Raw genomic sequence first — 23,874 nt, forward strand, 5'->3', positions numbered from 1 at the left:
GCGCTTCGCGGGGGCTAAAAAGTGGATCCCGGCTCGGAGGCCGGGATGACATTCATTTGGGAGGCCAGGGTGACATTCATTTGTCATCACAGCCTCATTCATGTCATCCCGGGCTTGACCCGGGATCCATGCCTTTGGCTTTACGACATCGTCGCGTGCTGCAGGTGCTGCTGGTCGATCATGGCTTGCAGGGTGGCGTCCACGTGGTAGGTGAACGCTTGGCCGTCTTGTTGCTCAGTGCCGGTGGCGGTCAGCTGTGTCGGGGCGGCGTCTGCACCCAGCAGGTTGCTCAGGTTCAGCGTGTTGCCGTTGACCGGTGCACCGTTGATCTGCAGCGCTGGTGGCGTCACGCCGTCGGCTGGGGTCAACAACACGTCGGTCACGTTCAGCTTGAAGGCGTTGGCCAAGTTGCTGTCGGTTGGCACGGGCAAGCCCAGCTCAGACAACTGCTCAGCGCTCAGCGCGAACGGCTTGTTCCACGAAGCAGGGTTCAGGTTGAACACCACAGGCTCGGTGCCGGTTGGGCCGTTGAGCTCGATGAGCCAAGGCTCGTCGCAATGCGTTGGCTGCTGCTGGTCGACCACCGCGGTGGCGTCTGTCGGCACAGCCGCATCCACCGGCGCGGGGGGCACCATGACCGAAGGCTCGCAGTTGATGGGCAACACATGCTGGAACACCAGAGGCTCCAAGCCTGTAGGCGCCAGTTCATTGATGGTCACGTCCACCGCGTTGTCGCCAGCGGCTGCCGTTGCAGCGTCCACCACCGCCTGGAACTGAGCGATCTGCTCAGGGCTCAGCGTGTAAGGCTTGTTCTGGATCAAGGCAGAGGCAGGCTGCAAGACCACGGGCTCGGTGCCTGTAGGCGCCAGTTCGTTGAGCGTGACATCGACCATCTGGTCTGCAGCCGCCGCCGTCACCGCGCCGGTGATCGCGTCTGCCACAGGAGTAGCTTCTGCTTGCAACGCAGCGGCAGTAGCGCTGGCGGCAACGCTCGCGCTCTTGGCCGCAGCGGGCGTCTGAGCGGCAGCAGCATCCACCTTGAACCAGGCATCCACCACATCGTGCGCCTGACCGTCCACCGTGGTGAACTGGCCCTTATCGCCCAAAATGTTGCCGTTTTGCGCCACTTGCTGCTGCGTCGTGCTCAAGCCAATGGCCTTGATGCCCAAATCCTTCAGCGTGTGCAACTCGCCCGCATCGGTGACGCCGTCGCCGTTGGCATCCACCCACACATTCAGCGCGTTGAACGCAGCGTCCTTGGCATCGATCACGCCGTCGGCATTGCTGTCCAGACCGGCCAGCGCGGCCCAGCCGTCTTTGGCCAGCGAGCCATCGGCCAGCTTCGTGCGGTCACCGAACAGCTCGGCACCGCTGTTGATCTTGCCGTCGCCGTTCAAGTCCATCACCAGCAAGCCATCGTGCTTGTCAACCCAGCCCACAGACTGCTTGGCGCCTGTGTTCAACAAGTCGAACTGCACGCCCTGGTCGATGCTCACGGTCTGCACGCCGTCGCCGTTCAAGTCCAGTGCCAACGGTGTGGCGGCCACTGTCAAGCTGAAGGCGCTGGATGTGCTCACATAAGAACCACCGCTCTTGACCTTGGCCACAAACGTGTGCACGGCCGCTGACAAGGCTGTAGGCTGAGTCCAGGTCCAGTCGCTGGAGCCGACCGTTGCCGTGGCCGTGCCTGCGGCTGTCGCGGAACCGTCAACGAAGATTTCCACAGTTTCGCCGACAGCCAAGGGACGCGAAATCGCACCCATCAACACCGGAGTGGTGTCTGTGACCGTGCCGCCCGAAGCCACCGAAATGCTGCTCAAGCCGCTGACCGGGGTGTAGCCCAGGTTGTCGATCGCGAACGAGTTCTGACCATCGGTGGACATGGTGAAGTGTGTGGCAGCCCCCGTGAACGAATGCGAAAAGTTGTAAATACTGCCCATGCTCAAAGCCGAGAACGAGAAGGTCTTGGTCGACAGCAGGGTGTTGTTGGCATCGTAGAAATTCACGGTGATCAAGCTATTTTGCGCAGCGGCACCATAACCAGCCTGGAAGCTGATGGCGTTGAACGTCACACCATTTTTAGCCGTGAATGTTTCGGTTGCCGTGGTCGTACTTGCAGAAGTCTGATTGAGGTTCAAAAGCACAGAGGGACCGCTGAACACCCAATTGGAAGCCAAGGGGTTGGGGAGCCAATCCATTTTGTGGTCGCTTGTGATATTCCACAGCGCTGTGCTCAATGTTTGGACCTGACCCGAATCGGTGGAGGTGGTGAACGAATCCACCAGACCCACATCCGACGCAGCCGAGCCGATGGTGGTGGTCACAGCCAAGGGGCCGGTATTGACCGTGGCATTGGCCACCAAAACCTGTGCTTCGGTGGTGCTGTGGTTGTAGACCTTGTATGTCACACCACCGATGTCCACCGTGCCCATGTTGGCCCAAGTGCCGGCCAGACCGGTGTTGCCCTCGGTGCCCGAGGTCAAGACGCCATCGCCCAACAGGTTTTCGAGGTTGACCGTGTCGGAGCCCAAGGCATTGACCACAAACTGCACCTTGCCCGTGCTGCTGGCACCGCCGGTAGAAGCGGCAAAGCTGTAAGCGCTCATGGTGCTGCTGTTGGCGCCGCCCAAAGACAAGACATCGTTGGCCGACAAGGTCAGCGTGGACGTGCCTTGCAACTGGAACACCTCAACCTCTTGGATCGGCTTGACCGTCTGGTTGTGCGTCAACTGCATCAGGTTCAGCGTGGTGCCTGCGGCCAGCTTGAGCGTGTCCACGCCCGCGCCGCCGTTGATGGCGCCGCCTGCCGCCAGCGTGGCTTGCAAGCCGGTGCTGGTGGCGGTGATGGTGTCGTTGCTGGCCAGTGCGTCTAATGCACCTTTGGTGTAGCTCAGCGTGTCGGGATTGGGCGTTGGGCCAGTCGAAAATGGAGTGTCAGGAACTGCCGGTGCAGCTTCTGTAAAGCTGATGTTGTCCAGTGCATAGTCACCATATGAATTCGAGTCTGTGCCTTTGCCTGTGAATTTAATCGTGATTGCTTTTGTGGCGGTGGCCGTATAGGTAGCCGTCATCGTGCCAGTGCTAATTTCAGCGTCATTGTTCACCAAGGTGTAAGGCACCTCCATTCGAACACCATCAACTACCGCCGCCAATCGTCCACCAGTACCTGCAGAACCACCCCACGGATTACCAGACCAGAAAGAAGTCAAATAGTCATAGCTGAAGGTGTACGTTTTCCCGGCCTCGACATTCACTGTAGTTGAAAGAATGGTGTGCAAAGTCCCACCATTGCTCGTCCAAACATTACCCGTGAGCACTTGGTTGGACTGGCCGACCGTGCCGGCCAATGATTCAAAGGTCCTGCCCACGCGTTGGCGTGCCAATGAACCAACACCTCCATCGACCAAGTCTAAATATGCGGTCGACCAAGTCAAGGCACCATTAGTTTGAGTGGCTGTCTGACTCAAAGTATCTGGCGCACCTGTGTAAACGGGGGCCGCGATGTCATCGGCATTGATCAAAGTATTCGCTCTTGCACCAACCATCCCCTTGATGTCACCGACGATGTAGTTGTCCCATGAGTCATAGCTCACAGCTGTAGGCTGCAAGTTGCCAAAGAATGTGTAGCCTGTTGCTCCATTAGAGAAATCGCCGTTAGGAACCATATTGGCACCAGGTGCCGTCACCGTCCACTGGTTAGACATATCGCTGTGGTTGCCGTTCACATCGACCTGTTTTGCAGCAAACGTGTTGCTACCAGCAAAGGTGCCCGTGAGCGAAGTCACCGACCATGCGCCACTGCCGTTGACCACAGCCGTGCCCACCAAGGTGGTGTAATTGTTGTCGTACAGATAGATGGTGTCACCGGCCAAGCCGGTGCCGCTGACGGTGGTCAGCGTGTTGGTGGTGCTGCCGTTGTTGGCAATCGAGGCGCTGGCCGAGTCTGTCACCGAGGTGATGACCGGTGGCGCTTCGGTGAAGTCGGTGGTCACTGTGCGCGAAGCCTGTGGGCCTGCGTCGCCGACCGCGTTGACCACTTTGGCGGTGTAAGTCCAGTCGCCTGTGTAGCCCTTGGTGTCGGTGATCTCCCACTTGGTGCCGTTGACCACGGCATTGCCGATCTTCACGCCGTTGGCATACACCTCAACCACTTCGTTGGTGGTCAATGCGGCGCTGACCGAGCCCGAGACCAAGCGGCCTGCGCTGCCGTCGGAGGTGGTCCAGTCGGCGTTCAGGGTGACGCCGCTGTCCTTGGTCATGCTGCTGAAGGCCACGGTCTGCGCAGGCGGTGTGGCGTCAATCGTCATGGGCTGGGTGTCCACGCCGTTGGTGCCATAGGCGGCCACGGGGTTCACGCCACCGCTGTCCACGATGGTGGCTTTGATGATGTAGTTGCCATCGGCCAGTGCGCTGCCGGGGTCGGTCCAGGTCCAAGTAGTGCCGCCTGCGGCAGGCGTCACGGTGCCGGTGCGCAGCACGGTGGTGTTTGTCGAGTCATAGATCTGCACCAACACTTTTTCGCCAGTGGCCAAAGGCTTGGGCAAAGCGCCGTTGTAGGTCAGCGTGTTGTCGCTGGTGATGAAGTCGCTGGTCGAGGTGCCGGTGTCCTGGCTGATGGCCGTGATGTTGAGCGAAGACGCCAACACGTTGAGCGTGTAGTTGTTGGACGTGGCCACGTTGGTGGTGCCGTTCACGATCTTGGCCTGATAGGTGTCCGAGCCAATGGCCTGCGGCACCGTGACTTGGTAGGTCCAGGTCTTGGTGGCCGCGTCCACGGTGGCGTCGCCCAGGTAGACGGTGCCGGTGTTGTCGTAGATCTTGATCACGTCGCCCGCGTTCAGGTTGCTGGCGTAGGTGCCCGACAGCAAGGGGGTGGAGTCCACCGTGCTGCCCGTGTGCGGCAGGTAGGTCGATGCCACGGGGGTCATCGTCAGGCCGTCCATGAACCACTGGTCGTTGGTGTTGGTCGTGATGCTGAATGAGGCAGCGCTCAAGCCAGCAGGCAAGGTGTAGTTGTAGCTGCCCAGCTTACCGGTGCCTGTCGCCAGTGGCACCTCAAATATCGTCTCGTGGATCACAAGGCCATCGGCGTTGTAAAACTTGACGATCGAGCCACCATTGGTGTTGTGCGCATACGAGCTGTTGAGCTCTAAGTAGTTGAACGCGATGGCCGAGAACGCACCGGCTTTGGAGGAGAACAGGTTCAAGCGCGGCTCGCTCGCGTTGCCTTGACCTGCAGTGGGGCCAAACTTCAGCTTGGCATCGGTGCCCAAGCCGTCGTCCACATGAGTGTAGCCCGATGCACCCGACTGCAATTGCAATTCAGGCACCAATGCGTCGGCACTCAAGAAGTCTTTGACCTGGATGGTCCAAGCCGCGGTGTCGACCGTGTCCACCACGGTGTTGAGGGCGGTGGTGCCCGAGTTGCCAAACTCTTCCACATAGGTGCCCGACACGTTGTTGCTGTCGGCACGGGTGATCAAGATGGACTGCGTGGTGGCCGGGGTGACCGTGTTGGCGCCTGCCACCAACACCTGCGCTTGGGTGGTGCTGTGGTTGTACACACGGTAAACGTTGCCGCCAATTTGGGTGGTGCCCATGTCGGCCCAGGTGCCGGCCAGGCCGGTGTTGCCCAGGGTGCCGTTGGTGGTCACGCCGTCGTTGACCAAGGTCTGCAGCGTGACGGTGTCGGTGCTGGTGCCGTTGACCACAAACTGCACTTTGCCCGCGCTGCTGGCACTGGCCGAGCCGCCGCTGGTGCTGGTGAAGGTGTAGGGCTGCATGGTGGTGGCGTTGGAGCCGCCCAGGGACAGCACATCGTTGGCGGTGAGCGTCAGGCTAGAAGAGCCTTGCAGCTGGAACACCTCGACCTGCTGGATTTTCTGCACCGTCTGGTTGCGGGTCAGGTTGTCCAAATTGAGTGTGGTGCCTGCGGCCAGCTTGAGCGTGTCCATGCCCGAGCCGCCGTTGATGTAGCCACCGTTGTTCAGCAGGGTCTGCAGGTCGGTGCCGGTGACGTTGATCGTGTCGCCGCTGCCCAGTGCATCCACCGCACCGCCAGTGTAGGTCAGCGCGTCGGGGTTGGGCGTGGCGGGGGGCGTGCCGCCGGGCTGCAAGCTGCCGTCAGGTGTGGCGCCCGAAGTCTGGTTGAACTTCATGTTGTCCAGCGCAAAGTCAGCGCTGTTGCTGGTGCTCCAAGTGTCCAGGCTCAGGTCAATCAGGCCGGTCTTGGTGGCCACATAGTTGACCGTGACTGTACCGGCCGAGCTGTTCTTGGTGGTCATGGCCACTTGGCCGTCGATCACGACGTCCATGAAACCTGAGGAGACAAGGTTCTTGCTTGTGGTGTTCCAGTAGTTGAAGCTGAACTGGTAGGTTTGTCCTTTCACGACGCTGACCTGCTCAGCCCAGCAGTGGCCTGGGTTGGCTGCAGACGAAGGCAAGCCTGTGTCAGTGGCCACGATACCGTCGGCACTGCCGCCCAAAATCTTGCCGCTGGCCAGGCTGTAGAAGGTGCCCCAAGCTGTTTGCTCGACGAAGTTCGCGTCTGAAGCGACATAGACGTTTTCAGACCATGTGCCGTTGCTCCAGTTCTGGGTGGCCGATTGCGTCAAGGTGCCAATGGTGGGCTTTGTCCAGTTGCCTGGCAAGGCGCCAATGGTCATGCCGCCTTGGTTGGGCACCAAGTCAATCACACCAATGCGGTTGCCGCCACGGATGTATTCGAACTTGTCATAACCCACGTTCAAGGTGGTTGGAATGGGCGTGATGTCGGTCGTGTAACCGGTCATACCTGCACTGAAGTTGCCGTTGTCCAAACCATTGCCGCTGGAGTTGACGTCCCAAATGTTGGAGAAGCCGCTCAGGTTGCCGTTGATGTCCAGCTGCTTGGCTGCGAACTGGTTGGTCGGGACGGTGATGTTCAGGCCCGTGACTGTCCAGGCGCCGCTGCCGTCGGCCATGGCGCTGCCGACCAGGTTGGTGCTGGTGTTGTCGTACAGGTACACCATGGCGTTCGGCTCGGATGTGCCGCTGAGCTTGGTGATGGCCTTGGTGGTCGAGCCCGCATCGGCGATGCTGGCGTTGGCCGCGTCATAAGCCGCGGTGATGACCGGCGGTGCCGCCACGTAGTCGGAGTTGACCACTTGGGTGGCCAAGGTGCCAGACGACACCGAATTCACTACTTGCGCGGTGTAGGTCCAGCTGGCGTCGGTGCCATAACCATTCAGGTCGGTCGCTTCCCAGGCGTTGCCCACCACTTTGATGTTAGCCGCAGGAATTTCCACACCGCCGACAAAGACCTTGAGGGTTTCACCAGCGGCCAAAGGTGCACTCAAGGTGCCCGAGACCAAACGACCTGCGCTGGAGTCCGAAGTCGTCCAGTTGGCGTTGGTGTTGGCGATGGTGCCGCTGTCCTTGGTCATGCTGCTGAAGCTGACCGCGGTGTTGACCACACTGGTGTCGATGGTGATCAGCTGCGTGTCAATGCCGCCATTGGTGCCGTTGACCGGTGCGGTTTGGTTGACGCGGTTGCCTGCGGTGTCGACGATGCTCGCTTCCAGCGTGTAGGTGGTGTTGTTGTCGCGGGTCACGCCGGTGTCGTCCCACGACCAGCTGGCGCCAGTGGCGGTTTTGACCGGGGTCACAAACTTGGTGGCCACGATGTTGTTGTTGGCGTCGCGCAGCACCAGTTTGACCAAGTCGCCTTGGGTGGTGTCCCAGCCGTTGGCGATGGTGATGGTGCCTTTGTAGGCCAAGGTGCGGTCGCTGGTGATGAAGTCGGTGGCGCTGGAGCCGGTGTCTTTGGAGCCGGTGGCAGCGGTGGTCGAGCTCAGGCCGTCGTCGATGGTGACGATGTCGATGGTGGCCACGCGGTTGGGGTCAACGTCTGGAGTGTTGGTGTCGATGACGATGGCCTGCACGTCTTGCGTGCCGGTGTTGCTGCCCACGGTGCTGGTGGGGTTCACGCGGTTGCCGTTGGCGTCTACGATGGTTGCGCGCAGTTGGTAGGTGCCGTCGGTTTCGGTGGTGCTGGTACGGTTCCAGGTCCAGGTGCCGCTGGTGCCGGCAAGGGAGGGGTCCACGGTGGTGGTGTCGACCACTTGCGGTGTGCCCAGTGCAGTGCCATCGGCGTTTTTGGTCTTGATGAGTTCAAGCTTGACGCGGGCACCGTTGGCGGTGAAGTTGGTCACCGTGCCGCTGTACACCAGGGTGTTGTCGTTGGTGTTGTAGTCGGTGGCGCTGACGCCGCTGTCGGTGGTGATGGTGGTGATGTCAATCAGCGCTTGCGCGTTGGGGTCTGGCACCACCGCAAAGGTGATGGTGCCCGAGCTGGTCAGCGGGGCGGCCACGTTGCCTTGGTTGCCGTTGTCGTTGAGCAGCGCGGTGATGGTGACGTTGTGGCTGGCGTTGTAGCTGGCGGTGTTCACAAATGTGAAGTTGCTGGCGTTGCCTGTGAGGGCTTGCAATTGGGCCAGGGTGCCGCTGACGGTGACGCTGTTGGTGCCGTTGCCTGCCGTGACGGTGGCGCCGCTGCTGCCGGGGGTGACGTTGATTTTGCCGTCGGTGTCGCTGGAGCTGAGCGTGAGGGTCATGACGCCGGTGCCGACGTCCACGTCAGAGAAGGTGAAGGCGGTGCCGAAGTTGGCGGGCACCATGTTGGTGGCCGATGTGACGGCGGTGCTGGTGCCGACGACGCCGGGGGCGTCGTTGGCGCCGTGCACGGTCACGGTCAGGGTGGCGGTGCTGGTCAGGCCTGCTGCGTCTTTGACGGTGTAGGTGAAGGTGTCGGTCAGGGTCTCGTTGAAGTTCTTGAGGGCCTGAACGGTGGCGTTGCTGTCGTCCACGATGTAGGTGTAGGTGCCGTCAGCGCCGAGCTTGAGCGAGCCGTAAGCGCCTGCGGCCGGTGTGGCCACGGTGGTGCTGCTGGTGCCGGTGGCAATGAGCACGGGCGCGCCGGTGCCGACCACTTGGCTGACGAACTTGGTGTCGCCGGTGTCGATGTCGGTGTCGTTGCTGAGCACGTTGCCTGCGGGGTTGACGGGCGGGGTGGCGTTGGCCACGCCGCCAGCTTCGGTGGCGCTGGCAGTGTCATTGACGGCCACGGGGGCGTCGTTGGCGCCTTGCACGGTGACGATCAGCTGGGCGGTGCTGGTGCGGCCTTGGCCGTCGGTCAGGGTGTAGGTGAAGGTGTCGGTGAGCTTGTCCGAGGTGGTGCGCAATGCTTCCACCGTGGGGTTGCTGTTGGCGACGTTGTAGGTGTAGGTGCCGTCAGCGGCCAGCACCAGGGTGCCGAATGCGCCGGTGATGTTGGTGGTGCCGGTGGCGGCCACGCTGGTTTGGCCTGCGGCGCCGGTGGCGTCTTTCACGAGCTTGACGCCGGTGAAGGTGGTGTCGTTGGTGACGACGTTGCCTTGTGGATTGACGCCCACGGTGCCGTTGCCCACGCCGCCTGCTTCGGTGGCGGTGTTGTTGTCGTTGCTGCCAATGGGCAGGCCTGCGCCCAGGCCGTTGACGATCAGGGTGGCGGTGGTGGTGACGAAGGCGCCGTTGACGTCTTTGATCTTGTAGGTGGCAACGATGGTTTCGTTTTCACCAGTGAAGATGTTGTTGAAGATGGGGTTGCTCGGGTCGATGGTGAGCGTGCCGTTAGCGTTGAGTGTGACGCCGGCGGGCACCACGGTGCTGGACGCTTGCGCCGAGCCGTTGGACGAGTTGGTGGTGACGACGTAGGTGACCGGGGTGTTGGGGTCGACCACCAAGGTGGCTTTTTCGCCCAGGTCGGGGTCGGTGGCGGAGCTCAGCAGGTCCACGGTGGCGGCGGCGGCGCCTTTGTTGTAGGCCTTTTGGATGGCCACAGCGGTGGGGGCGTCGTTGGTACCAGTAATGGTGATGGCCAGCGGCTGGATGACGGTGCCGCCCTGCCCGTCACTGATGGTGACGGGGTAGGTGATGGTGAGCGTTTGGCCCACGGGCAGCCAGTCGAGGTTGGCCGCTTGGGGGTCGTACGTCCAGCCCAGGTTGGTGGCGGTGCCGTTGGGGGTTACGCCAGGGCCAAATTGCAGTGCGCTGGCGGCCACGAGGGCGCTGACGTTGACGCCGGTGGGCAGCGATCCGCCGCTCCAGGTGGCGGTGGCGGTGGCGGCGCTGGCGGTGATGATGTTGCCGCTGTCGGGGTCGTTGACGCTGATGCTGCCGCTGGTGGCGGGGATGTCTTGCGCGCTGGCGTCGGTCAGCTCGACGATGGCCGGTGGCGACGAGATGGCGCTGGCGGTGACGGCGTCGTTGGCGCCGTGCACGGTGACCACCAAGGTGGCGGTGCTGGTCAGGCCTGCGGCGTCTTTGACGGTGTAGGTGAAGGTGTCGGTGACGGTGGCGTTGAAGTCTTTCAGCGCCTGCACGGTGGCGTTGGCGGGGTCGACCACGTAGGTGTAGCTGCCGTCAGCGCCGAGCTTGAGCGAGCCGTAGGTGCCGGTGGCTGTGGTGGCGCCTGTTGTGCTGGTGGTGCTGGCTGCCACGGGCAGTGCGCTGCCCACGCCTTGGACTTGGCTGACGACTTTGGTGTCGCCGGTGTCGACGTCGGTGTCGTTGATGAGCACGTAGCCCGAGGGGTTGACGCCTGCGGTGGCGTTGCCGATGCCTCCGGCTTTGGTGGCGCTGGCGGTGTCGTTGACGGCCACGGGCGCGTCGTTGGCGCCTTGCACGGTGACCACCAGTTTGGCGGTGCTGGTGTGGCCTTGGCCGTCCGTCAGGGTGTAGGTGAAGGTGTCTGTGATTTTGTCGGTGCTGGTGCGCAGCGCTTCGACCGTGGGGTTGGTGTTATTGACGTTGTAGGTGTAGGTGCCGTCTGCGGCCAGCAGCAAGGTGCCGTAGGCGCCGGTGATGCTGGTGTTGCCGCTGGCGGCCACGGGGGTGATTGCGCCTGCGCCTTTGGCGTCGAGCACGGCTTTGGTGCCCACCGCGTTGGTGTCGTTGGTCAGCACGTTGTTGCTGGGGTTGGTGCCAGTGGTGCCGTTGAGGGTGCCGCCCGCTTCGATGGCGGTGGCGGTGTCGTCGCTGGCCACAGCGGCGTTGGAGCCCGAGCCGTTGACCACCAGCGTGGCGGTGGTGGTGACGAATTCGCCGTTGACGTCTTTGACTTTGTAGGTGACGACGATGGTTTCGTTTTCACCGGCGGCGATGGTGCTGAAGATCGCATCGCTCGGGTCGATGCGGATTTGACCGGTGGTGGTGTCGAATGTGACGCCGCGTGGCACGGTGGCGCTGGCTGCTTGGGCCGAGCCGTTGGACGAGGTGGTCGTGACGGCGTAGGTGATGCTGGCGGGGTCGACCGTCAGGGTGGCGGTTTCGCCAAAGTCAGGGTCGGTGGCTTTGCTCAGCGCGCCCACGGTGGCTGCTGCGGCGCCTTTGTTGTAGATCTCGTAGATGGGCGTGGCCAGTGGGGCATCGTTGGTGCCTTTGATGGTGATGACCAGCGGTTGAACGACGGTGCCGCCCTGCCCGTCACTGATGGTGACGGGGTAGGTCAGTGTGAGGGTTTGGTTTTTGGGCAACCAGTCGAGGTTGGCCGCTTGGGGGTCGTAGATCCAGCCCAGGTTGGTGGCCGCGCCGTTGGGCGTGACGGCTGCACCAAAGGTGAGTGCGCTGGCTGCGGTGAGTTTGCTGACGTCCACGCCAGAGGGCAGCGAGGCGCCGCCAGTCCAGCTGGCGACGGCTGCGCCTGCGCTGGCGGTGATGGCGTTGCCGGTGTCCACGTCGTTGACGCTGATGGTGCCGTTGATGGCAGCGATGTCTTGTGCACTGGCGGCGAGGAGTTCGTCAATGGCCGCTGGCGAGGCGATGACGCTGGCGGTGACGGCGTCGTTGGCACCGTGGATGGTGACCGTCAGGGTGGCGGTGCTGGTCAGGCCTGCGGTGTCTTTGACGGTGTAGGTGAAGACGTCGGTGACGGTGGCGTTGGCGTCTTTGAGGGCCTGCACGGTGCTGTTGGTGTTGTCCACCACGTAGGTGTAGCTGCCGTCGGCGCCGAGTTTGAGCGCGCCGTACACGCCGGTGACGGGGGTGCTGACGGTGGCGCTGGTGGTGCCGCTGGCGATGCCGACGGGGCCGCCAAAGCTGGCTTGCGCGAGCGAGACGGTTTTGGTGTCGCCGCTGTCGATGTCGGTGTCGTTGCCCAGCACGTTGCCTGTGGGGTCAACGCCGACGATGGCGTTGCCCACGCCGCCTTTTTCGGTGGCGCTGGCGGTGTCGTTGACGGCCACGGGCGCGTCGTTGGCGCCTTGCACGGTGACGCTGAGTTTGGCGGTGCTGGTGTGGCCTTGGCCGTCGGTCAGGGTGTAGCTGAAGGTGTCGGTGAGCTTGTCGGCGCTGGTGCGCAGGGCTTCAACGGTGGGGTTGGTGTTGTTGACGTTGTAGGTGTAGGTGCCGTTTGCGGCAATCACCAGGCTGCCGTAGGCGCCAGTGATGGTGGTGGTGCCTGTGGCGGCCACGGGCATGAGTGCGCCTGCGCCGGTGACGTCTTGGATGGCTTTGGTGCCGACGACGTTGCTGTCGTTGGTGAGCAGGTTGGCCGATGGGTTGACGCCCAGTGTGGCACCGCCTTGGCCGTTGGCTGTGCCGCCGGCTTCGGTGGCCAGCGCTGTGTCGTCGCTGGCGATGACGGCGTTGGTGCCCGCGCCGTTGACCACCAGGGTGGCGGTGGTGGTGGTCCAGGCGCCGTTGACGTCTTTGACTTTGTAGGTGGCAACGATGGTTTCGTTTTGGCCCGCAGCGATGGTGCTGAAGATCGGGTTGCTCGGGTCGATGCGCAGGGTGCCGGTGGTGGCGTCAAAGGTGACGCCTTGGGGCACGGTGGCGCTGGCCGCTTGTGCCGTGCCGTTGCTGGAGTTGGTGGTGACGGTGTAGGTGACCGAGGCAGCGTCGACCGTGAGCGTGGCGGTTTCGCCAAAGTCAGGGTCGGTGGCGTTGGTCAGCAGGCCCACTGTGGCGGCAGCGGCGCCTTTGTTGTATTGCTGGTTGATGGCCGTGGCTTTGGGCGCGTCGTTGGTGCCGGTGATGGTGATGACCAGCGGTTGGCTGACAGAGCTGCCCTGCCCGTCTGACACGCTGACGGGGTAGGTCAGTGTGATGGTTTGGCCGATGGGCAGCCAGTCCAGGTTGGCAGCTGCGGGGTCGTACGTCCAGGTGATGTTGCTGGCGGTGCCGTTGGGCGTGACGCCTGGACCGAAGGTGAGCGCACTGGCGGCCACGAGGGCGCTGACGTCCACGCCGGTGGGCAGCGAGGTGCCGCCGCTCCAGGTGGCGGTGGCCGGGGCTGCTGTGGCGGTCAGGGTGTTGCCGGTGTCCACGTCGTTGACGGTGACGGTGCCGTTGATGGCGGCGATGTTTTGCGCGCTGGCGTCGGTCAGCTCAGCGATGGCCGGTGGCGGCGTGATCGGGTTGACGGTCGAGGCGTGGTTGCTGCTGACGTCGAGCGTGAAGGTGTCGGTGGCGCTGAGTTTGCCTGGGTCGGTGGCGGTGACGGCCAGCGTCAGTTTGGTGGCGGGTGTGCCTGCAGGTGGGGTGCCGCTGAAGGTGCGGGTGGTGGGGTTGAAGGTCAACCAGCTGGGCAGTGGCGCACCGCCAGCCAGTGTGGCGCTGTAGGTGAGTGTGGAGACCGCGTCGTCCACGTCACTGAAGGTGGTGGTGGGCACGGTGTAGCTGAACGCGGTACCGATGGTGGCGGTCTGGTTGCTTTCTTTCACGCTGACCACGGGCGCGTCGTCGGTGCCGGTGATGTTGATCTTGAGCGTGGTTTGGGCGCTGGCGCCTGTGCTGTCTTTGAGCGTGTAGGTGAAGGTTTCCACCAGTGGGGCGCTGCCCACGTTGAGCGCTTCGACCGCAGGGGCGGCGTTGTTGGGGGTGTAGCTGTAGCTGCCGTCGGTCTTGATGTACAAGGTGCCGTAGGTGCCGGTGATGCTGTTGCTAACGCCTGCGGCGAGCACTTTGCTGGTGGGCGGTGTGGTGTTGGTGATGACGTCGTAGACGGTCTTGGTGGCGCCCACGGCGGTGTCGTTGGTCAGCACGTTGCCTGTGGGGTCGGCAAAGGTGGTGCCGTTCAGGGTGCCACCGGCTTCGGTGACGGTGTTGGTGTCGGCCACAGCGGCGGGTGGCGGGTTGATGGTGCTGTCAACGCCGTAGTCCTGCACGGCTTTGGCCACGGTGCCACCGGTGCCGGTGACGGTGCCGTCCACGGCGGTGTCGCTGTCGGCGATCAGGTTGGCTGCAGGCACAGGGATGCTGTAGCTGCCGTCAGCCGCTGCAGTGCCGCTGTAGGTGATGCCTTTGACGGTGAGCGTGACAATGTCGCCAGCGGCGAACTTGCCCGTGACCTTACCGGTGATGGCGATGTTGCCGTTCGACTCGGCGCTGCCGATGATGTTGTCGGCGGTGACGGGGTCGATGGTCAATGCAGTCTGGGTGACGGCGTTGGTGGCTTCGAGTGTGTAGTCCTGTGCAGCGGTGGCGTATTGGCCACCATTGCCACCGGTGACCGAGCCTTCGATCTTGGTGTCCGCATCGGCCTTGATGTCGGCCATGGGGATGGTGGTGCTGTAGGTGCCGTCGGCGTTGACGGTGGCGTTCCAGGTGTGGTCGTTGATCTTCAGGGTGACCATGTCGCCAGCAGCGAAGGTGCCGGTGACCTTGCCGGTGACGACGTAAGTGGCTGCGCCCGACTCGCTCAGCGTGACGACGTTGTCGCCGGTGATGGGGTCAATCGTCAGCGCGGTTTTGAGGCTGGCCGGTGCGGGGTTGATGTTGGGGTCCACGCCGTAGTCCTGCACGGCCTTGGCCACGGTGCCACCAGTGCCGGTCACGGTGCCGTCCACTTGGGTGTCGCTGTCGGCGATCAGGCCCGCTGCGGGCACGGGGATGCTGTAGCTGCCGTCGGCCGCTGCGGTGCCCGAGTAGGTGACGCCTGCCACGGTGAGCTTGACGATGTCGCCAGCAGAGAATTTGCCCGTGACCTTACCGGTCAAGGTGATGTTGCCGTTGGATTCGGTGCTGCCGATGATGTTGTCAGCAGTGACGGGGTCGATGCTCAATGCGGTCTGGGTGACGGCGTTGGTCGCTTCGAGTGTGTAGTCTTGCGCTGCAGTGGCCACGCTGCCACCCGTGCCGGTGACGGTTCCTTCGATCTTGGTGTCCGCATCGGCCTTGATGTCAGCCATGGGGATGGTGGTGCTGTAGGTGCCGTCGGCGTTGACGGTGGCGTTCCAGGTGTGGTCGTTGATCTTCAGGGTGACCATGTCGCCAGCAGCGAAGGTGCCGGTGACCTTGCCGGTGACGACGTAAGTGGCTGCGCCCGACTCGCTCAGCGTGACGACGTTGTCGCCGGTGATGGGGTCAATCGTCAGCGCGGTTTTGAGGCTGGCCGGTGCGGGGTTGATGTTGGGGTCCACGCCGTAGTCCTGCACGGCCTTGGCCACGGTGCCACCAGTGCCGGTCACGGTGCCGTCCACTTGGGTGTCGCTGTCGGCGATCAGGCCCGCTGCGGGCACGGGGATGCTGTAGCTGCCGTCGGCCGCTGCGGTGCCCGAGTAGGTGACGCCTGCCACGGTGAGCTTGACGATGTCGCCAGCAGAGAATTTGCCCGTGACCTTGCCAGTCAGGGTGATGTTGCCGTTGGATTCCGTGCTGCCGATGATGTTGTCAGCAGTGACGGGGTCGATGCTCAATGCCGTCTGGGTGACGGCGTTGGTCGCTTCGAGTGTGTAGTCTTGCGCAGCCGTGGCGTATTGGCCACCAGTGCCGGTGACCGAGCCCTCGATCTTGGTGTCCGCATCGGCCTTGATGTCGGCCATAGGGATGACCGTGCTATAGGTGCCATCGGCGTTGACGGTGGCGTTCCAGGTGTGGTCGTTGATCTTCAGGGTGACCAGGTCACCTGCTGCAAACGTGCCTGTGACCTTGCCGGTGACGGTGTAGGTGGTGGCACCGCTTTCGGACAAGGTGACAACGTTGTCGCCGGTGATGGGGTCAATGGTCAGCGCGGTCTTGAGGCTGGCGGAGGCGGGGTTGATTTTGGGGTCCACGCCGTAGTCTTGGATGGCGTTGGCCACCGTGCCACCAGTGCCGGTGACGGTGCCGTCCACTTGCGTGTCGCTGTCGGCGATCAGGCCCGCTGCGGGCACGGGGATGCTGTAGCTGCCGTCTGCCGCTGCGGTGCCCGAGTAGGTGACGCCTGCCACGGTGAGCTTGACGATGTCGCCAGCAGAGAATTTGCCCGTGACCTTACCGGTCAAGGTGATGTTGCCGTTGGATTCCGTGCTGCCGATGATGTTGTCAGCAGTGACGGGGTCGATGCTCAATGCGGTCTGGGTGACGGCGTTGGTCGCTTCGAGTGTGTAGTCTTGCGCAGCCGTGGCGTATTGGCCACCAGTGCCGGTGACCGAGCCCTCGATCTTGGTGTCCGCATCGGCCTTGATGTCGGCCATAGGGATGACCGTGCTATAGGTGCCATCGGCGTTGACGGTGGCGTTCCAGGTGTGGTCGTTGATCTTCAGGGTGACCAGGTCACCTGCTGCAAACGTGCCTGTGACCTTGCCGGTGACGGTGTAGGTGGTGGCGCCGGATTCGCTCAGCGTGACGACGTTGTCGCCAGTGATCGGGTCGATGGTCAGCGCGGTCTTGAGGCTGGCGGAGGCGGGGTTGACTTTGGGGTCAACGCCGTAGTCTTGGATGGCATTGGCCACAGTGCCACCAGTGCCGGTCACGGTGCCGTCGACGATGGTGTCGCTGTCGGCGATCAGGCCTGCAGCAGGCACTGGGATGCTGTAGCTGCCGTCGGCAGCTGCGGTGCCCGAGTAGGTGACGCCTGCCACGGTGAGCTTGACGATGTCGCCAGCAGAGAATTTACCCGTGACCTTGCCAGTCAGGGTGATGTTGCCTGTGGACTCGGTGCTGCCAATGATGTTGTCGGCGGTGACCGGGTCGATGCTCAAGGCCGTTTGGGTGGCCACGTTGCCCGATTCGACGGTGTAGTCCTGCGCAGCGGTGGCGGGTTCACCACCGGTGGGGTTGATGCTGCCTTCGATCTTGGTGTCAGAGTCGGCCTTCAGGTCGGTCATGGAGACCAAGGTGCTGTAGGTGCCGTCGGCTTTGACGATGGCGGGGTATGTGTTGCCGTTGAGCTTGAGGTAGACCACATCGCCAGCGGCGAAGGTGCCGGTGACCTTGCCGGTGACGGTGTAGCTGGTGGCGCCCGACTCGCTGGCCAGCAGCACGTTGTCTGCGGCAATCGGGTCGATGGCCAAGGCGGTCTTCAGGCTGACAGAGGCGGGGTTGACTTTGGCATCCACGCCGTAGTCTTGAATGGCGTTGGCCACAGTGCCGCCAGTGCCGGTCACGGTGCCGTCGACGATGGTGTCGGTGTCAGCCGTCAAGCTGGCTGCAGGCACGGGGATGCTGTAGCTGCCGTCGGCCGCTGCGGTGCCCGAGTACGTGACGCCAGCCACGGTGAGCTTGACCACGTCGCCAGCAGAGAACTTGCCGGTCACTTTACCGGTCAAGGTGATGTTGCCTGTGGACTCGGTGCTGCCAATGATGTTGTCGGCGGTGACCGGGTCGATGCTCAAGGCCGTTTGGGTGGCCACGTTGCCCGATTCGACGGTGTAGTCCTGCGCCGCGGTGGCGGGGTCGCCCCCGGTGGGGTTGATGCTGCCTTCGATCTTGGTGTCGGGGTCGGCTTTGAGGTCGCTCATCCTGACGGGCACGCTGTAGGTGCCGTCTGCGTTGACGATGGCGGGGTAAGTGGTGTCGTTGAGCTTGAGGTAGACCACATCGCCTGCGGCGAAGGTGCCGGTGACCTTGCCGGTGACGGTGTAGGTGGTGGCGCCCGACTCGCTGGCCAGCAGCACGTTGTCTGCGGCGATCGGGTCGATGGCCAAGGCGGTCTTGACGCTGTTGTTGCCCGAAGCAGGCGTGACGGTGCTGGACCAGGTGTTGTTGGTGTCGGCGCCGTCTTTGTTCAAGTTGCCTGCGGCGTCAGCGAATTTGTCGCTGGCCACGCTCACGCTGGCGGTGGTGTTGGCCGTGTAGACCTTGGGGTCGGTGGGGCTTTGCTGGAAGTTGGACAAGGTGCCGCCGGTGACTTGCACGTCGTCTGCGGTGAAGTCGGTCACGGGCTCGCTGAGCGTGAAGGTGACGTTGGTGGTCTGGCCCGAGGCCAAGGTGCTGGCGTTGCTGGTCACGGCCACCGTGGCGGGCACGGTGTCGATGGTGAACGGTGTGATGGGCGTGGTGGTGGTCACGCCGTTGGTGGTGACGTTCAGCTGCGGCGTGTAGGTGCCGTCGGGCAGCTTGTCGGTGTCGGGGATCTGTGCGGTCCATTTGCCTGTGCTGTCCACGGTGGCAGGGTAGGTCTTGCCGTTCAAGGTGACCGTGGCTGTGGAGCCTGCAGGCACTTTGCCGCTCAGGTTGGGCGTGTTGTCGTTGGTGAGGTTGTCACCCAGAGTGCCGCTGTCGTTAGGGGCCGTGGCTGTGAGCGCGCCGGTGGCGGTGGCGTTGGTCTTGAAGCTGACGCTGTTGTTGGTTTCTGCGCCGTCGGTGTTGCGGTTGGCAGCGGCGTCGGCGAATTTGTCGCTGGCCACGCTGATGGTGGCGCTGGTGCCGCTGCTGGATGGCGTGAACGTGGCGGTGTAGACCTTGGGGTCGGTGGCGCTTTGTGTCAGGTTGCTCAGGGTGCCACCGCTGACGGCGATGTCGTCCAGCGCAAAGTCGCTGCTGGGCTCGGACAGGGTGAAGGTGATGTTGGCGGTCTCGCCTGCGGCCAGTGCGGCGGCGTTGCGGACCACGGCCACGGTGGGGGGCGTGGTGTCGATGGTGAAGGGCGTGAGGTTGGTCGGGGTGGTCACACCGTTGGTGGTGACGTTCAGGACCGGGTAGTAGGTGCCGTCAGGCAAGTTGGTCGGGTTTGTGAAGGACCAGGTGCCGTTGGGGTTGACGGTGACAGGGTAAGTCTGGCCGTTGATGGTGACGGTTGCTGTGGAGCCCGTGGGCACGGTGCCGGTCAATGTGGGCGTGTTGTCGTTGGTCTTGTTGTCGCCCAGCGTGCCGCTGTCGTTGGGGGCCGTAGCGTCCAGCTTGCCGGTGGTGGTGCCGGTGGTCGTGGTGGTGCCTGCGTTGGCCGCAGCGGCCACAGCGGCTGCGCCGCCCAGCAAGCCCAGTGCACCCAGCAATGGGAACGCGGCAAAGGCCACCGCAGCGCCTGCAGGGGACACTTCAGCGCCGCCCAGCGCCTGCGTGACGGCTGTGACGTTGTCCTTGAGTTGGGGGATCAGGCCCGGGTCTGTTGGGTCTTCGGTCAGGTACTCGTAGTAGCTGCCGTTTTCTGCTTTACCGATCACGCCGTTGTAGCCCTCAGCCATCACGTCGTAGTAGTCCTCGATGATGACGTCGGCCACCGTGTCGGTCTCAAACATCAGGTGCAGGTGCTTGCCCACGCGCTTGGCTTTGATGTTGTCAGGGGCCAAGTCGGTGTTGTTGCCCTTGGCCTTGCCCATCTCCACCAGTTGGTACTTGGCACCGGCCTTGGCTTTGATGATCAGGGGGCGGCCACGCTGGCCTGCGCCTTGCTCTGCCAAGAGCGATTGAACTTCTTCTGATTTGCCGGCGTTGACGAGGACTTTGAATTGCTGAGCCATGATGAGTTTTTTCCTAAATATGGGGTGCCGTTGCGGCTGATGTGTTCGGTTGTTGTTCGGTGTTCAGCTGCGATCAGCGACGCGCGCCCGCGATGTCAATCACCACACGGCGGTTGGGCGCGTGGCAGGCGATGGCCTGCGGTGTGGCCACGCGGCCGCACTGCAAGGCCACGGGCTCGCGGTCCCCGCGGCCTTCGCTGGTCATGCGCACGCTGCCCAGGCCCGCTTGGGCCAGGTATTGCTGCACGGTGTTGGCACGGTCAATGGACAGGCGCTCGTTGGGGCCGGGCTGGCCGAGCGGGTCGGCGTGGCCGATGATGTTCATGCGGTCCAGCTGGATGTATTCGCTGCGCAGGCGGGCCACCAGCGCGTCGAGCGAGGCGCGGCCTGTGGGCGACATGGCGCCCAGGTCCGAGCGGCCAAAGGCAAACAAGGCGTCAGCGGCCAAGGTGATGGTTTGCGGCGCTGCGGGAGCGGGGTTACGGTTGATGCTGCACTCGACAGCGCCAGTCACGCGCGAGATGGTGTGGGTTTGCTCGCGTGCGCCGTCGATCTCGCGCAGGGCTTCTGCCACTTGCACAGGCTGCAAGACTTGGCGGCCGCGGCCGGCTTCTTGCACTCGGAAGAACTGGGTCTGGGCACTGGCGCTGCGGATGGCGGTGATGGTGTCCAGGTTGTCTTTGACGTTGGTGCCGACTTCCACCGATTTGAGGCCCAGCTCGACGCTGCCCGGGGGCATGCACAGCTGGCTGTAGCCACCGGGGATGATGGAGGCGTGGTAGGCGCCGTTGACGTAGATGCTGGCAGCGCCGGGCACAGAAGAGGACTGGCGGGTGCGGTAGAAGACCATGCGCGTCTGGCTGTCGACCACTTGGGGCGCTTGGGCAAATTTCTGGCCAAAGGTGTTGATGGGGCTGCCTGGGGCGGTGTAGTAGTTCTGGGCGAAGGCGCCCAAAGACAGGCACAGCATCAAGGATGCGACCAGGCCGCGGGCAAAGCCGGCTTGCCGGATTGAGTGCTTGGACTGGTTCAAAAACGTCTTGTATGTCATAGGTTTCCTTTGGCTGCGCGCACTTGGTTTAGCAACTTTTTGTCACAGGTGTCCCAATTAGGGGCTTATGACAAAAGTATCCAAGATTTTTTGGAAATTTATATACGCCAAATGGCGTACATGTGACATTTCTGTAACTAATTATTAACGTCTCTTTTTTTGACTTTGCAGTTATTTTGTAGTCACAAAATACAAGTAAAAAAAGAACATCACCGTCAAAACTGACATTTCAAAATACAAATACAAACAATACCTTCAGGCTCTTAGTGACAGCGACAAGCCGGGGTCATGACAGGGATGGCGCCCGACCTCTGTCATGCTTGTCACTGGCAAAAATGGCGTGCAGCAGCCATCGCTTGACAGAAACGTCAAGCTCGTCGAAGGGAAGTCTGGATTGCCGCGCTTCGCTCGCAATGACAAGTCAAAGGGCTCGCAAGCACAAGTCAGGGGCTCGCGTTTCGGGCGCCAAGGCTCAGGCGTTCATGCGCATGGGGATGGTGATGGGGCCGTCATTGATGAGCGAGACCTGCATGTCGGCGGCGAAGCGGCCTGTTTGCACCACGGGGTGAAGGGCGCGGGCTTGGCTGACGAAGTGGTCGTACAGGCGTCGGCCTTCGTCGGGTGCGGCGGCTTGGGTGAAGCTGGGGCGGTTGCCGCCCGCCACGTCGGCGGCCAGGGTGAATTGGCTCACCACGAGCATGCCGCCACCGACGTCTTGCACGCTGCGGTTCATCTTGCCGGCGTCGTCGCTGAAGATGCGCAGCTTGAGCATCTTGGCCAGCATTTTGTCGGCCACAGCGTCGGTGTCGCCTTTTTCGGCGCAGAGCAACACCAGCAGGCCGGCGCCGATCTGGCCGATGACTTCGTCATCGACCCGCACGCTGGCTTGGCTGACGCGCTGGAGGATGGCGATCATTTCAGGTCGCGGGGGTCGTCGAAGTGGGCTTCGACATCACTGGGCAAGAGCTGGATGCTGGCACGCAGGCCGGGCACTTCGCTCATGAGGGCTTGTTCGACGCTGGTGCGCAGGGCGGCGGCGCGGCCCAGGGTCCAGCTGGCGGGCATGTGCATGTGGACGTCGACGAATCGGCGTTGTCCGGCTTTGCGGGTGGTGAGGTGGTCGAAGCGGATGATTTCGACGTCGCCGCGCTGGTGGGCAAAGCCTTGCAGGACGGTGTGGATGTCGGCCATGACCTCGGCTTCCACCGCTTCGTCCATGAGGCCTTGCGAGGATTCCCAAACGAGGTGGGCGCCTTCTCTCAGGATGTTGAGGGCGACGCCGATGGCGACGACGGCGTCGAGCCAGAGCCAGCCGGTGACGCTGACCAGCGCGATGCCGAGCACGACGCCTGCAGACGTCCAGACGTCGGTGACCAGGTGGCGGGCATCGGCTTGCAGCGCCAGCGAGCGGTGCTGTTTGGCAGCGCGGAACATGAGCCAAGCCAGCACGCCATTGAGGGCTGAGCTGCCGACCGACAGGGCCAGGCCCAGGCCGACTTGCTCCAGCGGTTGGGGGTCAAATATGCGGTGTGCGGCGGCCCAGACGATGCCCAAGGCCGCCACGATGATGAGGATGCCTTCGAAGCCTGAGGAGAAGTATTCGGCTTTGTGGTGGCCGTAGGGGTGGTCTTCGTCGGGCGGCATTTCGGCCACGGTGACCATCATGAGGCCGAAGATGGCACTGGCCAGGTTGACCAGGGATTCCATGGCGTCAGACAACAGGCCGACCGAGTCGGTGAGCCACCAGGCCAGGGTTTTGAGGGCGATGGTGACCAGGGCCACCACCACCGAGGCCCAAAGCATGCGCTTGGGGGTCATCCAGGCATCGAGTTGTTTCATGCTTTGAGGATACTCCGCCGCGGTGCAGCGCTGGTGACGCACCGGCGCTGCAGCGGCGCGATCAGGCCAGGGTGACTTTGGCGAATTTGCGTTTGCCCACTTGCACGACGTAGGTGCCCGCCTCCAGTTTGAGGCCTTTGTCACTGATGACAATGGAGTCAATGCGCACGCCACCGCCGTCAATCAGGCGACCGGCTTCTGTGGTGGAGGGGGCCAGGCCCGCCGATTTGAGCAAGGCGCCAATGCCCATGGGCGCACCGGACAGGGCGACCTCGGGGATGTCGTCGGGCACGCCGCCTTTGCTGCGGTTGATGAAGTCTTGCTCGGCCGCTTCTGCAGCGGCTGCGCTGTGGAAGCGGGTGGTGATTTCCTTGGCCAGCATGACCTTGGCGTCTTTGGGGTTGCGCCCGCCTTCGATTTCTTTTTTGAGGGCTTCGATCTCGGCCATGGACTTGAAGGACAGCAGCGTGTACCAGCGCCACATGAGGGTGTCGGAGATGCTGAGCACTTTGGCGAACATGCTGTTGGCTTCTTCGGTGATGCCGATGTAGTTGTTCTTGGACTTGGACATTTTGTCCACGCCGTCCAGGCCTTCGAGCAGGGGCATGGTCAGGATGCATTGCTGGTCCTGGCCGTATTCGGCTTGCAGGTGGCGGCCCATGAGCAGGTTGAATTTCTGGTCGGTGCCGCCCAGTTCCAGATCACTCTTGAGCGCCACGGAGTCGTACCCTTGCATGAGCGGGTACAAAAATTCGTGCACGCTGATGGGGGTGCCTGCGTGGAAGCGGTCGTGGAAGTCGTTGCGCTCCATCATGCGGGCCACGGTGTATTTGGCCGCCAACTGGATCATGCCCATGGAGCCCAATGGAAGCGACCACTCACTGTTGTAGCGGATTTCGGTCTTGGCGGGGTCCAGCACGAGGCTCGCTTGCTTGTAATAAGTCTCGGCGTTGAGCTTGATCTGCTCGGGCGTGAGCGGCGGGCGGGTGCTGTTGCGGCCCGACGGGTCACCGATCAGGCTGGTGAAGTCGCCGATCAGGAAGATGACTTGATGCCCCAGATCTTGCAACTGGCGCATTTTGTTGAGCACCACGGTGTGACCGATGTGGATGTCGGGCGCGGTCGGGTCCAGGCCCAGCTTGATGCGCAGGGGCACGCCTGTGGCTTCGGATTTGGCCAGTTTTTGCAGCCAGTCTTCTTTGGGGATCAGTTCTTCGCAGCCGCGCAAAGTGACCTCCAAAGCATTCAAAACCGAGTCCGTGACTGGGAACTTTGTAACAAGCGCTTGATTCATAAAGGTTT

At 62.8% G+C, this 23,874-nt stretch carries 5 protein-coding genes; all 5 read right to left on the bottom strand.

Annotation, left to right across the window (positions count from 1 at the left end; all coding sequences use genetic code 11):
- Positions 1-140: 140 nt before the first annotated feature.
- Entirely contained in the window at positions 141-19,682 is a 19,542-nt protein-coding gene (locus tag B9Z43_RS08955; protein WP_108324535.1) for an Ig-like domain-containing protein, read from the bottom strand.
- A gap of 73 nt (positions 19,683-19,755) precedes the next feature.
- On the bottom strand, positions 19,756-20,733 hold the full coding sequence (locus tag B9Z43_RS08960) for an OmpA family protein (RefSeq protein WP_108324537.1): 978 nt from the start codon (positions 20,731-20,733) through the stop codon (positions 19,756-19,758).
- Positions 20,734-21,205: 472 nt separating this feature from the next.
- Positions 21,206-21,649 (bottom strand): D-aminoacyl-tRNA deacylase, encoded by a 444-nt coding sequence (dtd, locus tag B9Z43_RS08965; RefSeq protein WP_108324540.1) that lies wholly within the window; start codon positions 21,647-21,649, stop codon positions 21,206-21,208.
- Complete coding sequence (locus B9Z43_RS08970) at positions 21,646-22,572, bottom strand: cation diffusion facilitator family transporter (RefSeq protein WP_108324542.1); 927 nt, start codon at positions 22,570-22,572, stop codon at positions 21,646-21,648. The genes dtd and B9Z43_RS08970 overlap by 4 nt, the downstream gene beginning before the upstream one ends.
- Before the next feature lie 61 nt (positions 22,573-22,633).
- Positions 22,634-23,866 carry a tyrosine--tRNA ligase gene (gene tyrS / locus B9Z43_RS08975; RefSeq protein WP_108324545.1) on the bottom strand — a complete coding sequence of 411 codons (1,233 nt, stop codon included), beginning with the start codon at positions 23,864-23,866 and terminating at the stop codon, positions 22,634-22,636.
- Between the last annotated feature and the right edge of the window lie 8 nt (positions 23,867-23,874).

Source organism: Limnohabitans sp. MMS-10A-192, assembly GCF_003063335.1.
Taxonomy (GTDB): domain Bacteria; phylum Pseudomonadota; class Gammaproteobacteria; order Burkholderiales; family Burkholderiaceae_C; genus Limnohabitans_A.